General features: G+C 69.1%; 10 protein-coding genes. 6 read left to right on the forward strand and 4 right to left on the reverse strand.

Annotated elements, in window-relative coordinates; translation table 11 throughout:
- Positions 1–33 precede the first annotated feature (33 nt).
- Complete coding sequence (locus JIX56_RS06740; protein WP_257537844.1) at positions 34–909, forward strand: LysR substrate-binding domain-containing protein; 876 nt, start codon at positions 34–36, stop codon at positions 907–909.
- A gap of 333 nt (positions 910–1,242) precedes the next feature.
- Positions 1,243–3,069, forward strand: a complete 1,827-nt coding sequence (locus JIX56_RS06745; protein WP_257537845.1) for an AMP-dependent synthetase/ligase — start codon at positions 1,243–1,245, stop codon at positions 3,067–3,069.
- Positions 3,070–3,100: 31 nt separating this feature from the next.
- Here the strand turns inward: JIX56_RS06745 and JIX56_RS06750 are convergent, their stop codons facing one another.
- Positions 3,101–3,883, reverse strand: a complete 783-nt coding sequence (locus tag JIX56_RS06750; protein ID WP_257537846.1) for a polysaccharide lyase — start codon at positions 3,881–3,883, stop codon at positions 3,101–3,103.
- Between the two features lie 232 nt (positions 3,884–4,115).
- Here JIX56_RS06750 and JIX56_RS06755 point away from each other — a divergent pair, with 232 nt between their 5' ends.
- Positions 4,116–4,952 (forward strand): aldo/keto reductase, encoded by an 837-nt coding sequence (locus JIX56_RS06755; RefSeq protein WP_306819828.1) that lies wholly within the window; start codon positions 4,116–4,118, stop codon positions 4,950–4,952.
- A 140-nt stretch (positions 4,953–5,092) separates the two neighbouring features.
- Here JIX56_RS06755 and JIX56_RS06760 read toward each other — a convergent pair whose 3' ends face one another.
- From JIX56_RS06760 to JIX56_RS06770, 3 genes are all read right to left on the reverse strand, one after another.
- Positions 5,093–5,794, reverse strand: coding sequence for an SDR family oxidoreductase (locus JIX56_RS06760; RefSeq protein ID WP_257537847.1), 702 nt, complete (start codon positions 5,792–5,794; stop codon positions 5,093–5,095).
- 111 nt (positions 5,795–5,905) lie between these two features.
- The gene (locus JIX56_RS06765) at positions 5,906–6,808 is read right to left on the reverse strand and encodes a class I SAM-dependent methyltransferase (RefSeq protein WP_257537848.1); all 903 of its coding nucleotides are present in this window, start codon (positions 6,806–6,808) and stop codon (positions 5,906–5,908) included.
- 261 nt (positions 6,809–7,069) lie between these two features.
- A complete protein-coding gene (locus tag JIX56_RS06770; protein ID WP_257537849.1) occupies positions 7,070–8,785 on the reverse strand; it encodes a glycoside hydrolase family 6 protein in 1,716 nt (571 codons plus the stop codon).
- Between the two features lie 379 nt (positions 8,786–9,164).
- Here JIX56_RS06770 and JIX56_RS06775 point away from each other — a divergent pair, with 379 nt between their 5' ends.
- From JIX56_RS06775 to JIX56_RS06785, 3 genes are all read left to right on the forward strand, one after another.
- The gene (locus JIX56_RS06775) at positions 9,165–12,080 is read left to right on the forward strand and encodes a glycoside hydrolase family 48 protein (RefSeq protein ID WP_257537850.1); all 2,916 of its coding nucleotides are present in this window, start codon (positions 9,165–9,167) and stop codon (positions 12,078–12,080) included.
- Positions 12,081–12,214: 134 nt separating this feature from the next.
- Positions 12,215–14,881 (forward strand): cellulose binding domain-containing protein, encoded by a 2,667-nt coding sequence (locus JIX56_RS06780; protein WP_257537851.1) that lies wholly within the window; start codon positions 12,215–12,217, stop codon positions 14,879–14,881.
- Positions 14,882–15,044: 163 nt separating this feature from the next.
- Positions 15,045–15,953, forward strand: a complete 909-nt coding sequence (locus JIX56_RS06785) for an endonuclease/exonuclease/phosphatase family protein (protein ID WP_257537852.1) — start codon at positions 15,045–15,047, stop codon at positions 15,951–15,953.
- The last annotated feature ends 7 nt before the right edge of the window (positions 15,954–15,960 follow it).

Raw genomic sequence — 15,960 nt, forward strand, 5'->3', positions numbered from 1 at the left:
GCTTATTGCGATAAGGGGAGTACGGTTGACCGTATGTACGACCCCTCCCATCTGCGTACCTTCCTCGCCGTGGCCCAGACGCTGAGCTTCACGCAGGCCGCTCGGCGGCTGGGGCTGCGCCAGTCCACGGTCAGCCAGCACGTACGCCGCCTGGAGGACGCGACCGGGCGGCAGCTGTTCTCGCGGGACACCCACTCCGTGGAGCTGACGGAGGACGGCGAGGCCATGCTCGGCTTCGCCCGGCGGCTCCTCGAGGTGCACGAGCAGGCGACGGCGTTCTTCACCGGGACGCGGCTGCGCGGGCGGCTGCGGTTCGGCGCCTCGGAGGACTTCGTGCTGACCCGGCTCCCGGAGATCCTGGAGGCCTTCCGGCACGACCATCCCGAGGTGGACCTGGAGTTGACCGTCGAGCTCTCGGGCACGCTGCACGAGCAGCTCGCGGCGGGCAAGCTCGACCTGGTCCTGGCGAAGAGGCGCCCGGAGGATCCGCGCGGTGAACCCGTCTGGACGGACCGGCTGGTGTGGATCGGCGCGGAACGGCTCCGCCTCGACCCCGACCGTCCGGTCCCGTTGATCGTCTACCCGCCGCCGGGCATCACCCGCGCGCTGGCCCTGGAGGCGCTGGAGCGCGAGGGCCGCGCCTGGCACATCGCCTGCACCAGCGGCAGCCTCAACGGCCTCATCGCGGCCGCCCGCGCCGGCCTCGGCGTGATGGCGCATTCCCGTCGCCTGGTACCCCCTGGTCTGGTCCGGGTCCCGGAGCGGGCGGGACTGCCGGAACTCGGCGAGGTCGACTTCGTCCTCGTCCACGGCCGCCGTCCGGGAGCCGCGTCGAGCGCGGCGGACGCCCTCGCCGCGGCGATCCTCTCCGGCGGCGACCGGCTCCACGGCCGCGCGCGAGGGATGTGACGGGCGGGCCGGGCGCGAAGCGGCGCGTCCCGGCTCCGTCGGTGCGGCGGACGTGAGCGGCATTCGCCTTTCCCCGGTGGCAGCGGGCGCGCCCGAGGCCAGAGCGTGTCCATAGGGTCGCGCACCGTAACCTGAGCGTGCGGGTTCGGTGGAGATTGCGGTGCCGGGACGTACTCCGCCGTCAGGAATTACGCCGGATACCTCCCCATCCACGTCATTTTTCGGCGCCGAGCTTCGCCCTGTGTTCCCATGCGCCCCCTCCACAACCCCTCCCGCCCGTTCTCCCGGTGAGGTAGCTTTCACGCGCTGTGCGGAGCGCCACGAGGAGCGGGTTTGCGCGAGTTCACCAACCCTCCGTTGGCGTCGGCGCCGCCGGTGGGCGGCCTGGCCGACGTCGTCTTCGAGTACGCCCAGGAGGACCCGAACTACATCGCGCTCGGCCGCAAGGACGAGCTGGGCGAGTGGCGTGACGTGACCTCCGCGGAGTTCCGCGACGAGGTGCTCGCGCTGGCCAAGGGCCTGCTCGCGCAGGGCATCCGGTTCGGCGACCGGGTCGCCATCATGTGCCGTACACGCTACGAGTGGACCCTCTTCGACTACGCCCTGTGGACCATCGGCGCCCAGGTCGTCCCCGTCTACCCGACCTCCTCCGCCGAGCAGGTCTTCTGGATGCTGTACGACTCGCAGTGCACGGCGGCCATGGTCGAACACGAGGACCACGCGATGACCATCGCCACGGTCATCGACCGGCTGCCCCAGCTGCGCCGGCTCTGGCAGCTGGACGAGGGCGCGGTGCGGGAGCTGTACGAGTCGGGCGCGCACCTCGACGACGAGGTGGTGCACCGGCACCGGCGGGCCGTGACCCCGGAGTCGATCGCGACGATCATCTACACGTCCGGCACGACGGGCCGCCCCAAGGGCTGTGTCATCTCGCACGCCAACTTCATGGTCGAGGCGGACACGGTCATCGAGCGCTGGGCGCCCCTGTTCAAGTCCCGCAAGGGCGACGAGGCGGCGACGCTGCTGTTCCTGCCGCTCGCGCATGTCTTCGGGCGGATGGTGCAGGTCGCCGGGATCCGCGGAAAGGTGAAGTTCGGTCATCAGCCGCAGCTCAACGCGGCCGTCCTGCTGCCGGACCTCGCCGCCTTCAAGCCGACCTTCTTCCTCGCGGTGCCGTACATCTTCGAGAAGGTCTTCAACGCGAGCCGCCGCAAGGCCGAACGGGAGGGCAGGTCCGGCCCGTTCGAGAAGGCCGTCGAGGTCGCCGTGAAGTACGCGGACGCGATGGAGGCGAGGGCCTGGGGCATCGGGCCCGGCCCGTCGGCGGGCCTGCGGATGCAGCACCAGTTCTTCGACAAGGTCGTCTACGGCAAGATCCGGGAGGCGATGGGCGGCCGTATCAAGTACGCGATGTCCGGCGGCTCGGCGATGGACCGGCGGCTCGGGCTGTTCTTCGCGGGCGCCGGCGTCCATATCTTCGAGGGGTACGGCCTCACCGAGTGTACGGCGGCCGCGACCGCCAACCCGCCGGAGCGCACCCGCTACGGCACGGTCGGCCAGGCCATCCCGGGCATGACCGTGCACATCGCGGACGACGGCGAGATCTGGCTGCGCGGCCCCAATGTCTTCCAGGGTTACCTCAACAACCCCAAGGCCACCGACGAGACCCTGCACGAGGGCTGGCTCGCCACCGGCGACCTGGGCTCCCTCGACGAGGACGGCTATCTCACCATCACCGGGCGCAAGAAGGAGATCCTGGTGACCTCGGGCGGCAAGAGCGTCTCGCCCGCGATCCTGGAGGAGCGGGTGCGCGACCATCCGCTGGTCGCCCAGTGCATCGTCGTCGGCAACGACCGGCCGTACATCGCCGCCCTGGTCACCCTGGACTCCGAGGCGGTCGAGCACTGGCTGCAGATGCACGGCAAGCCGAAGCCGGCACCGGCCGAGCTGGTACGCGATCCGGAGCTGGAGACCGAGGTGCGGCGGGCGGTGGTCGCCGCCAACACCCTGGTCTCGCAGGCCGAGTCGATCCGTACGTTCCGGATCCTCGCGCACCAGTTCACCGAGGAGCACGGCCTGTTGACGCCTTCGCTGAAGCTGAAGCGGAAGGCGATCGAGAAGGCGTACACGACCGAGGTGGAGGCGCTGTACCGGGCGTGAGCCCACCCGGGCCGACCACTCCCCCGTGCGGTCAGAGCAGTTGGTAGCCCCGCATGTTCCGCAGCAGCATGTGGCAGTTCTGCAGGGAGCCCGAGGTGTCGCCCAGGGAGCGGTAGATGCCCCACTTGGGGCGCAGCCGGTCGGCGAGGAACGTGTCGACGCCGGTGCGGGAGACGTCGATGAGCGTCGTCGAGCCCTTCTTGAGGATCCAGCGCACGGAACCGGCCGAGCCGTTGCCGACCTTGACCTGGAAGTCGACGTCGACCCAGGAGTTGTGCAGGGGTGTCAGGTCGGTGCGGCCGATGAGGACGTCGTCGATGGGCAGCTTCAGTTCGATGGTCTGCGCGCCGTTCACCCGGCGCAGGGACTGCACGACGAGGGGCGAGGTCCCGCTGCCCGGCTGCTTCATCTGCATGATGTGCGTGAAGCTGGTGGTCGCCTTCAGTGAACTCGGCAGGTACATCCCGTAGGTGACGCGCCAGGTCTGCCCCTCGGTCCACCGCAGGAAGCCGCTGCCCGTGCGCAGGCCTGTGACCTCCTGGCGCTGGCGGTCGGTCGAGGTGTCGCGGTCGACGGTGTGCATGTCGAACCGCCAGGTGTCGCCGGTGGCGTAGATGTGGGGCGCGGCGGAGGTGTGCGAGTCGGCGCGGTCGTCCTCGATGGTCTCGAAGGCACGCAGCCCCTCGGCGCTCGCCGACGGGGACCACTTCAGCTGCCAGGTGGCGGCGTGCGCGGCGGGGGCCGGCAGCCCGACTGTCGCCGCGGCGGCACCGCCGAGCGCGGCGCCGAGGAGGTTCCTTCGCGTGGGGGTCATGGGCCATCCTTCACGTATGTGACCAGGATTCACCGATGTGCGTTGACGCAGAGGACAGAATCCCTGCGTGACCGTGCTCGGTCAATGGTCCAGACCGATACCCTGGAACGGCCGGGTCCAATTCCGGCCAATCTGCGATTCGGGGCGCGAGGAGACCGCTCAGGAATGCATCGCGCGCCGTGATCGTTGACGATGGGAAGTACCACCCGACCGACTTAAGGATCGAGAGCTCGTGAGCAGCAAGGTCCCCCCGATCATCCTGAACAACGGCGTCGAGATGCCCCAGCTGGGCTTCGGCGTGTGGCAGGTGCCGGACGACGAGGCCGAGCAGGCGGTCACCACGGCGCTGGAGGCCGGCTACCGCAGCATCGACACAGCCGCGATCTACGGCAACGAGGAGGGCACCGGCAAGGCCCTCGCCGCTTCCGGCGTCGCCCGCAAGGACCTCTTCGTCACCACCAAGCTCTGGAACAGCGATCAGGGCTACGACTCCACCCTGCGCGCCTTCGACGAGTCCCTGGACAAGCTCGGCCTGGAGTACGTGGACCTGTATCTGATCCACTGGCCGCTGCCGGCCCGGGGCACGTTCGTCGACACCTACAAGGCGTTCGAGAAGCTCCACGCCGACGGCCGCGCGAAGTCCATCGGTGTCTCCAACTTCCTTCCGGAGCACCTTCAGACGCTGATCGACGCCACGAACGTCATCCCGGCCGTCAACCAGATCGAGCTGCACCCGCATCTGCAGCAGCACGCGTCCCGTGAGTACCACGCGGAGCAGGGCATCGCCACGGAGGCCTGGTCGCCGCTCGGCCAGGGCAAGGGTCTCCTGGAGGTCCCGGCGATCATCGCCATCGCGCAGAAGCACGGCCGCACCCCGGCCCAGGTCGTGCTGCGCTGGCACCTCCAGCTGGGCAACGTGGTCATCCCCAAGTCCGTGACCCCGTCCCGTATCAAGGAGAACATCGAGGTCTTCGACTTCTCCCTGGACACCGAGGACATCGCCGCGATCAGCGCGCTGAACGAGGACCGGCGCATCGGCCCGGACCCGGCGACGTTCAACCAGGCCTGAGACCGGGCCCACGGCGACCGGGCCCACGGCTGACGCCTGCTCGCCGAGAGTGCGGAGACCGCCCGCCGGACGATTTCCGACGGGCGGTCTCGTGCGTCGGGGGGGGCGGGCGGTGATCCCGGTCCCTGACGCCCGTGGTCTCAGACCGGCTGCCCGATCGGGCGTACGACCACGGTGTTGATGTCGACCCCGGCCGGTTGCCGGATCGCCCAGACGACGGAGTCGGCGATCTGGTCGGCGGTGAGGAGATGGCCGGGCGGGAGGCTGCCGTAGGCGTCCCAGAACGGGGTCTCCACACGGCCGGGCGCGATCAGGGTCACGCCGACACCCCACTCGGTGACCTGTCGCCGGGTGTTCTCGGCGAGCCCGGTCACGGCCCACTTCGTGGCCCCGTAGATGTTGCCGGGCCCGTGGACGAACCCGGCGACGCTGCCGACCAGCATGATCCGCCCCCGGGTCTCCTTGAGGGCGTCGATGGCGGCCCGGATGAGCAGGGCCGGGCCCAGCACATTGGTCAGCACCATCTCCGTCCACCCGGCGGGGTCCCCCTCGGCGACGGTGTCGTGCGTGGCGAATCCGGCGTTGGCGAGGACGGTGTCGATCCGCCCGAACTCCTTGAGCGTGGCGTCCACCGCCGCCTGTACGTCCGCGTACTCGGCCGCGTTCCCCGGAAGGGTCAACAGCCCTTCCGGCTCCCCGAGTTCGGCGGCGAACGCACGCAACCGCTCCTCCCTGCGCCCGGTGACGGCCACGCGGTGGCCCTCGTCGAGCAACCGCCGGGCGACGGCGGCTCCGATACCGGTGCCGCCGCCGGTGATGAGCGCGACTGGTGCTTCGGACATGACCTACCCCCAGAGGACTCCGGTCGGCCGTCTGTCTCCGGCCGACGAGTGCAGTCCACCACTTGAAGCGTTCTCGAAGTCAAGGACCGCCGGGCGAGGACCGACCCGACGTCACGACCGGGCGACGTGAACCGTGTGGGCCGCGAGGACGAAGAGGTCCGTGCGGTGGTGCAGGCTCGACTTGTCGTCGGGGTCGAGGAGGCGGTCGATGGTCGAGAGGTCGGAGGCGTCGAGGAAGTCCGCGAGAAGTCCCCGGCCGCGCTGGAACGAGGCGAGGGCGTAGGCGCGGGCGGCTTCCGGCACCGGGGCCGGGATGTCGAGGAGGAAGGTGCGCGATGTGGCGTCGCGCAGGCCCACGGCGGTGAGCAGGCCCGGCCAGTCCTCGGTCTCCGGGACGCTGCCCGGCAGTGCCGCCCGCATCTCGGTGAACCACAGGTCCTCCGCCGCGTCGATCCGGGACTGCAGTCCGGGGCGGCCGATGCCGACGTCACGCGGCAGGAAGCGGCTGGGCAGGCCGCCCTCCACGATGGCCAATGTGCCGCCGGGGGCGAGGCGTTCGGCGAAGGCGGCGAGGGCGGCGCGCTGGTCGCCGAGGTGGTGCAGGCTGCGGCTCGCCCAGATCAGATCGGCGGGGTACTCCAAGTCACCCAGCCCGTCCGGGAGTTCTGCCTCCAGGGTGCCGAACCGGTCGGCGATCCCCAGGCGTTCGGCACGGGCGCGGGCCCGCTCCAGCAGGGGTCCCGAGCCGTCGAGGGCGACGACCCGGGCACCGGGGAACTCGTCGGCCAGCAGACAGCTCACCACCCCCGGGCCACTGCCGACGTCGACGACCAGCCCCGGCTCGGGCTGCCGTTCGGCCACCCAGGCCGCGGCCTGCCGGTTCAGCGGCGCGAACAGCTCCGCCTGGCCCTCCAGATGCTCGGCCAGCTCGGCCCAGTCGATGTCGGTGTGATCGTGATGGCCGTGACCGTGCTCGTGCTGACCCTGGCCGTGGCCGTGGTGGTGCTGTCCCATGACGGTGAGCCTCTCTTCCGGGTGCCGTCAGCCTGCTCCGGCACACCCGGGAACGGCCACTTCTCTTGCCGTATCGGCAAACTCTCCCTGCCGATTCAGTCGTTTGCCGCCACCCGGGGAAGATCGTTTTTCCGCCGTCGAGGATGACCGGCATGACTGACAACGCCACCGAAGCGAGGACTGTTCGGTGGCGGAGTCGCGGTCCGCCAGGGGCCGGGAAAGCATGGCTGACCCCTGGCGGACCGGTTCACCCGATGGTGCTCACAGCGCGGGGTACGCGTTCTGCATCAGCTGCTGGAACTGGGCGGAGAACCAGTGCCCGGACAGCGGCGAGTTCGGCAGGGCGCCGGACATGTTGTTGCCGTTGCGCGGGTTGCCCGTGTACGTCGGGTCGCACATGCGGTCGAAGCCCTTGCCCTCGTCGTTCTCGATGAACTGGCTGGAACCGTCGGACTCACCCGGCGGCTTCATCCACACATAGGCGTCGATCCCGGCCTCGGGGGATGCCTGCGGACGCTCGCCGAGGCCGGCCCCGGACTGGTTGCACCAGTTGCCGATGTGGATACGGCGGTCGTAGCGGCCACCGTCCACGTAGGTGTTCACGTTGGTCGTCGCACCGGGACCGGTGGGCCGTGCGCTGCCGCCCCAGCCGTTCCTGGACGTGTCGATCAGCATGCCGATGTTCGAGTTGAAGCCGACCGAGACCAGCTGGTTGCGGAAGGCCTGGGCGAAGGACAGCTCGTCGACGTAGCGGTTCCAGTCGACCCAGTCCGACTCACGGACGGAGGTGCCGTTCACCGCCGAGTTGATGGTGAAGTTGTTCTCCTTCAGGGCGCTGTAGTTCGCCGTGTTGGTGATGAAGCCGTGGACGTCGTTGACCGTGGCGCCCTCGGCGGTCGCGGCCTCCTTGAAGGTGGTGGCGGAGGCGGCGAAGTTGTCGTCCCAGCCGATCCAGCCGTGGTGGCCGGCGTCGACGTAGTTGTAGACGTTCGCCACGTCACCGAGCTTGTTGAGCGCGTAGCCGACGCCCTTGACGTAGTTGCCGTTGGCCTTCATGACATCGCACTGGGGGGTGGCCGTCGGGCGGCTGCCGGTGTTGGTGACGAGGTTCGGCAGCGAGTCGATCTCGACGGTGGTGACGATGCGCAGGGAGGCGTACTTCGGGTCCGCGAGGATCGCCGCGATCGGGTCGATGTACTCCGTCTTGTAGCGGTCGATCTCCGTCGGGCCCAGCTCGCCGTTGGAGGCGAGGGCCGCGCAGTCACGGCCTGGCAGGTTGTAGATCACCAGCTGGATGGCGAGCTGGTCGGAGCCTTTCTGGCGCAGCGCCTCGTCGAGGTGGTCGCGCAGGCCCATGGCGCTGCCCACGCCCTCGATGGCGGCGATCCGGTCCAGCCAGACACCCGTGGGCTGGTTGGAGATGCGGCTGCCGCCCGGCTCGGCGGCGGCCTTCGCGGACCACTCGGGGTTCACGTACACCTTGGCGCCGGAGTACGGGTTGTCGACCTTCGTGCCCGGGGTGCCCGGACCCGGCGGAGTGGTGGGGCCACCGCCGCCGTCGTCGACGTTGCAGGTCACGCCGTCGAGCGTGAACGTCGTCGGCAGGGCGTTGGTGCCGCTGTACGTGGCGTTGAAGCCGAAGCTGACCGAACCGCCGGTCGCCAGCGTGCCGTTGTACGTCTCGTTCGCGGCGGTCACCGAGGTGCCGCTCTGCGTGATCCGGGCGTTCCAGCCGTTGCCGACCTGCTGGTTGCCCGCGTACGACCACTTCACGGCCCACGACGACTTCGCGGCGCTGTTGTTGGTGATCGTGACGGCGGTGGTGAAGCCGGTGGACCACTGGTTCTGCACCTTGTAGTCGACGGTGCAGGGGATCGCCTTGGCGCCGACATCGTCGGGGACGGCCGCGATCGCGGTCCCGGCGGCGCCGGCGACCAGCGCCAACGCCGCGAGGAGTGCTGTTCTGGTACGGCTCATGAGTGCGGGTTCCTCTTCCGTAGTGGGGTGTACGAGGAGGAGTCGTCGCGCTGTCGCCGAGGCGAGTAAAAGACCTGAAAACACTGGGGGTGTTCTCGGAGCGTCCCTCGCAGCTCGGACGCGTCTGGGACGAACGCGTCGACTGATGGAACCGCTCCCACTGGTGTGGGTGAAGGTAGCGCCAAGTGACGGTAAAAGACAGAGGTGTCGCGCTGTTGCGCGCGACGAATCTTTTCGCCTCGTCGAATCTTTTCGACTCTTCAAGCACCTTGACCCCTTGCACCCCCCTCCTCAATATGGGAGCGCTCCCACTGGTTCAAGGCTTGTTGTTGCTGCTCCGCCCCCACCTTCGTAAGAGCCGCACGGAAGGAACCAGAGCATGCACCCCAGACGGAGACGCCGTGCCACGCGGCGCCTGTGGACCGCCGTGGTCGCGGCCCTCGCCCTGCCCTTGACGATGCTGAGCACGGGATCGACTCCCGCCAGTGCGGCGGCAGTCGCCTGCAATGTCGACTACAAGACCAATGACTGGGGCTCGGGTTTCACCGCCGAGCTCACGATCAGCAACCGGGGCACCGAGGCCATCAGCGGCTGGACCCTGACGTACGACTACGCGGGCAACCAGACGCTCACCAACGGCTGGAGCGGCACCTGGTCGCAGTCCGGCAAGACGGTGACGGCTCGGAACTCGTCCTGGAACGGCACGATCGCCGTCGGGGCCGCGGTGACCACCGGCGCCCAGTTCACGTACAGCGGCACGAACGCGGCGCCCACCGGCTTCGCGATCAACGGCACCACCTGTGTCGGGGCCCATCAGCCGCCGATCACGGTGCTGACCAGCCCCGCCCCGGGCGCGGTGTACTCGCAGGGCGACGCGGTGCCGATGGCGGCCACCGCCGCCGCGGCGGACAACGCGACGATCTCCAAGGTCGAGTTCTACGACGACACGACGTTGCTGGGCACGGACACGACGTCGCCGTACACGTTCTCGGCCACGGGGTTGGCCGTGGGCAGTCACTCGCTGGTGGCCAAGGCGTACGACAGCCTGGGCGCGTCGGCCAACTCCACGCCGGTCGGCATCACCGTCGCCTCGGGTCCCGCGGTGGTGGTCTCGCCGACCCAACTGGGGGTGCGCCAGGGCGAGTCGGGCACGTACGAGGTGAAACTTTCGACCCAGCCGTCGGGCAGTGTGACGGTGACGACCGCGCGGGCGTCCGGGAACACCGGGCTCTCCGTGACGGGCGGCGCGTCGCTGACCTTCACGTCGTCGAACTGGAACACCGCGCAGAAGGTGACCATCGGCGCGAACGCCTCCGGCACCGGCTCGGCGGTCTTCGAGTCGACGGCCACCGGGCACGCCAAGGCCGCGGTGACCGTGACCCAGCTGACCGCTTCGAGCGAGTACGACGAGCGGTTCCTGGAGCTCTACGGCAAGATCACCAACCCGGCGAACGGCTACTTCTCCCCCGAGGGCATTCCGTACCACTCGGTGGAGACGCTGATCGTCGAGGCGCCGGACCACGGCCATGAGACCACCTCGGAGGCGTACAGCTACCTCCTGTGGCTCCAGGCCATGTACGGCAAGGTCACGGGCGACTGGTCCAAGTTCAACGGCGCCTGGGAGATCATGGAGAAGTACATGATCCCGACCCGCGCCGACCAGCCGACCAACTCCTTCTACACGCCGAGCAAGCCGGCGACGTACGCGCCCGAGCACGACACCCCCAACGAGTATCCGGCGCAGCTCAACACCGGTGTCTCGGTCGGCTCGGACCCGATCGCCGCCGAGCTGAAGAGCGCGTACGGCACGGACGACATCTACGGCATGCACTGGCTGCAGGACGTGGACAATGTCTACGGCTACGGCAACTCGCCGGGCAAGTGCGAGGCCGGACCGACGGACACCGGCCCGTCGTACATCAACACCTTCCAGCGCGGGCCGCAGGAGTCGGTCTGGGAGACCATTCCGCAGCCCACCTGCGACCAGTTCAAGTACGGCGGCACGAACGGGTATCTGGACCTGTTCACCGGTGACGCGTCGTACTCGAAGCAGTGGAAGTTCACCAACGCCCCGGACGCCGACGCACGAGCCGTGCAGGCCGCGTACTGGGCGGACATCTGGGCCAAGCAGCAGGGCAAGGGCGGCGACGTCTCCGCGACCATCGGCAAGGCCGCGAAGATGGGCGACTACCTGCGCTACGCGATGTACGACAAGTACTTCAAGAAGATCGGGAACTGCGTGGGCCCGACCAGCTGCCCCGCGGGCACCGGCAAGGACTCCGCCCACTACCTGCTCAACTGGTACTACGCGTGGGGCGGCGCCACCGACACCAGCGCCGGCTGGGCCTGGCGCATCGGCTCCAGCCACACGCACGGCGGCTACCAGAACCCGCTGGCCGCCCACGCCCTCGCCAACTACGGCCCGTTGAAGCCCAAGTCGTCGACGGGGCAGGCGGACTGGGCCAAGTCCCTCGACCGGCAGATCGAGTTCTACCGGTGGCTGCAGTCCAACGAGGGCGGCATCGCGGGCGGCGCCACCAACAGCTGGGCGGGGCGGTACGCCACGCCTCCGGCCGGGACGCCGACGTTCTACGGCATGTTCTACGACGAGAAGCCGGTGTACCACGACCCGCCGTCCAACCAGTGGTTCGGCTTCCAGGCGTGGTCCATGGAGCGGGTCGCCGAGTACTACCAGCAGACGGGGAACGCTGCCGCGAAGACCGTGCTGGACAAGTGGGTCGACTGGGCGCTGTCCAAGACGACGATCAATCCGGATGGTACGTACCGGATTCCGTCGACGCTTCAGTGGTCGGGTGCGCCCGACACGTGGAACGCGTCAAGTCCCGGTGCCAACGCGGGACTTCACGTCACCGTGGCCGACTACACCGACGACGTGGGGGTGGCGGCCGCTTACGCCAAGACCCTGACCTACTACGCCGACCGCTCCGGTGACGCCGACGCGGCCCGGGTCGCCAAGGCGCTGCTCGACGGGATGTGGGAACACCACCAGGACGGGCTGGGGGTCGCGGTTCCGGAGACCCGCGCGGACTACAACCGGTTCGACGACCGGGTGTACGTGCCGAGTGGGTGGACCGGGACGATGCCGAACGGTGACGCGATCAACTCGTCGTCGACCTTTGATTCCATTCGGTCGTTCTATGAGGACGATCCGGCTTGGTCGAAGATCGAGGCGTATCTCGCGGGCGGGGCCGCGCCGTCGTTCACGTATCACCGGTTCTGGGCTCAGGCGGATATTGCCTTGGCCATGGGTTCGTACGCGGAGTTGTTGGAATAGCTCCGGGTCGTATGTCGGCTGCGGGTAGTCCGTGGCTGGTCGCGCAGTTCCCCGCGCCCCTGAAAGACGGGCGCGGGGGCTGTGCACGTATCGCTTCGCACCTTTCCCCCACTCTTGAAGGAGAGGCCCCCACCGTGCGAAGAACCCGCATTCTTACTGCCGTGCTCGCCCTCTCGGCCGGGCTGCTCGCGGGATCCCCACCCGCGATCGCCGCCGAGACGGCCTCGAAGTCGGTGTCCATCGCCGCCGACACCTACACCTGGAAGAACGCGCGTATCGACGGCGGCGGCTTCGTGCCCGGCATCGTCTTCAACCGCAAGGAGCAGGACCTCGCGTACGCCCGTACGGACATCGGCGGGGCCTATCGCTGGGTGGAGTCGTCGAAGACGTGGACCCCGCTGCTGGACTCGGTCGGCTGGGACGACTGGGGGCACACGGGGGTCGTGAGCCTGGCCTCCGACTCCGTCGATCCGAACAAGGTGTACGTGGCGGCCGGTACGTACACGAACAGCTGGGACCCGGGGAACGGGGCCATTCTGCGGTCCGCCGACCGGGGCGCCAGCTGGCAGAAGACCGACCTGCCGTTCAAGCTGGGCGGGAACATGCCCGGCCGGGGCATGGGCGAGCGGCTGGCCGTGGACCCGAACCGGAACAGCGTGCTGTATCTGGGCGCGCCCAGCGGCAAGGGCCTGTGGCGGTCGACGGACTCGGGGGTCACCTGGTCGCAGGTGACGAACTTCCCGAACGTCGGCACCTACGTGGCCGACCCGTCCGACACCAGCGGGTACTCCAGCGACAACCAGGGCATCGTCTGGGTCACCTTCGACGAGTCGACGGGCACGTCGGGCAGCGCGACGAAGACCCTCTACGTCGGCGTCGCCGACAAGGACAACGCGGTCTACCGCTCGACGGACGCGGGCGCGACCTGGTCGCGGGTGGCCGGGCAGCCGACCGGCTATCTGGCCCACAAGGGCGTCCTCGACGCGACGAACGGCCATCTGTATCTGTCGTACAGCGACAAGGGCGGGCCGTACGACGGCGGCAAGGGCCAGCTGTGGCGGTACGCGACGGCGACGGGCGCCTGGACGAACATCAGCCCGGTCGCGGAGGCCGACACGTACTACGGCTTCAGCGGGTTGACGGTCGACCGTCAGGATCCGGGGACGGTCATGGCGACGGCGTACAGCTCCTGGTGGCCGGACACACAGATCTTCCGCTCCACGGACAGCGGTGCCACCTGGACCAGGGCCTGGGACTACACGTCGTACCCGAACCGCTCGAACCGCTACACGATGGACGTGTCCTCGTCGCCCTGGCTGACCTGGGGCGCGAACCCGTCGCCGCCCGAGCAGACACCGAAACTCGGCTGGATGACCGAGGCGCTGGAGATCGACCCGTTCGACTCCGACCGGATGATGTACGGGACGGGCGCGACGATCTACGGCACGGAGAACCTGGGGAACTGGGACAGCGGCAGCCAGTTCACCATCAAGCCGATGGTGCGGGGCCTGGAGGAGACGGCCGTCCTGGACCTCGCCTCTCCCCCGTCCGGCGCCCCGTTGCTGAGCGCCCTCGGTGACATCGGCGGCTTCCGGCACACGGATCTGACGAAGGTCCCGTCGATGATGTTCACCTCGCCGAACTTCACGACGACGACCAGCCTGGACTACGCGGAGTCCAACCCGAACACGGTCGTCCGGGTCGGCAACCTGGACTCGGGCCCGCACATCGCCTTCTCCACGGACAACGGCGCCAACTGGTTCGCGGGCACCGACCCGTCGGGCGTGAGCGGCGGCGGTACGGTCGCGGCGGCCTCGGACGGCAGCCGGTTCGTGTGGAGCCCGGCGGGCGCGGGCGTGCAGTACACGACCGGGTTCGGCACCTCGTGGCAGGCGGCCGGCGGGATACCGGCCGACGCGATCGTCGAGTCGGACCGGGTCGACCCGAGGACCTTCTACGGCTTCAAGTCCGGGAAGTTCTACGTCAGTACGGACGGCGGCGCGACCTTCACCGCGTCGAGCGCCACCGGCCTTCCCAGCGGTGACAGCGTCCGCTTCAAGGCGCTGCCCGGGGTGAAGGGTGACATCTGGCTGGCGGGCGGCGCGACGGACGGCGCGTACGGCCTGTGGCACTCCACGGACGGTGGCGCCACCTGGACCAAGCTCTCAGGCGTCGAGCAGGCCGACACGATCGGCTTCGGCAAGGCGGCGACGGGAGCCTCGTACCAGACCCTCTACACCAGCGCCAAGATCGGCGGGGTACGCGGCATCTTCCGCTCGACGGACAAGGGTGCGAGCTGGACGCGGCTCAACGACGACGCCCACCAGTGGGGTTGGACGGGCGCGGCGATCACGGGTGACCCGAGGGTGTACGGGCGGGTCTACGTCGCGACGAACGGGCGCGGGGTCATCTACGGCGATTCCTCCGACACCGGCGGCGGGGGCGGGGGCGGCGGTACGGATCCGGGACCCGAGCCGGCGGGGGCCTGCGCGGTGACGTACAAGGTCACCAACGAGTGGTCGGGCGGCTTCCAGGCGGATGTGCGACTGTCCAACACGGGCACGAGCGCCTGGACCGGCTGGTCCCTCGGCTGGACCTTCCCGAACGGCCAGACCATCGCCCAGCTCTGGAACGCCGACCACACCCAGTCGGGTTCGGCGGTCACGGCCAGGAACATCAGCTGGAACGGCGGTGTGGCGGCGGGTTCGTCGGTGGGCTTCGGCTTCACCGGCAGCTGGTCGGGGACGAACGGCAGACCGACCGCGTTCAAGCTCGGTGACCAGTCCTGCACGGTGACCTGACACCCGAGCAGGACGTTGGAGAGGGCGCGCGCCGGGGTCGGGCGCGCGCCCTCTTCGAGCCATGTACACCTCGATATATCGACATGTTCATGACTAGCATGGAAAGCCGTTCCACACTGTTCCGCGCACGACTCGCCCGGAAGCCGCCGCAGAAGGAGCCCCTGTGCCGAACCACAGCCGAGTCACGCGTCGCCTCAGTCTGAAGACCGCCCTCGCCGCGGCGGTGCTGCTGCCCCTGTCCCACACCGGAATGTCCGTCGAACCCGCCGCCGCGGCGGAGGAACTCGCCGGCCCCCGTCTCGACACGATGTCGTTCAACCTGCGCTACGCGAGCACCACCCAGCCCAACAGCTGGGCCGTGCGCAGGCCGGTGATGCGGGCACTGCTGCGGCAGGAAGCGCCCCATGTCATCGGTACCCAGGAAGGCCTCCACCAGCAGCTCCTCGACATCGAGGCCGACCTCGGGGCGAACTACCGCTGGATCGGCACCGGACGCGCCGGCGGCAACCGCGACGAGTTCATGGCGGTCTTCTACGACACCCGCCGGCTCGCGCCCGTCGAGCACCAGCACTTCTGGCTCTCCGACACTCCGGAGGTGCCCGGCTCCAACACCTGGGGCGGCGGCTCCATCCGCATGGTCACCTGGGTCCGGTTCCGCGATCTGCAGGATGGCGGCAGAGAGTTCTACTTCCTCAACACCCACCTCGACAACGTCAGCCAGTACGCCCGCGAGCGTTCCGCGGCGCTGATCGCCCAGCGCATCGCCGGGTTCGACCAGTCGCTCCCCCTCGTCGTCACCGGCGACTTCAATGTCGCGGCCCACAGGAACACGGTCTACGACACGATGCTGGGCGCCGGACTCGTCGACACCTGGGACACGGCGGCCGAGCGCGGTGAGCTGTACGCGACCTTCCACGGCTACCGGCCGCTGACGCCGGGCGGCGACCGCATCGACTGGATCCTGGCCACGCCGGAGGTCACGGCGCACCGGGCCTCCATCAACACCTTCTCCCTGAACGGCCAGTTCCCCAGCGATCATCTGCCCGTACAGGCGTCGCTGACGCTGGGCTGAGGTCTCA

The organism is Streptomyces sp. CA-210063, from assembly GCF_024612015.1.
Classification (GTDB): Bacteria; Actinomycetota; Actinomycetes; order Streptomycetales; family Streptomycetaceae; genus Streptomyces.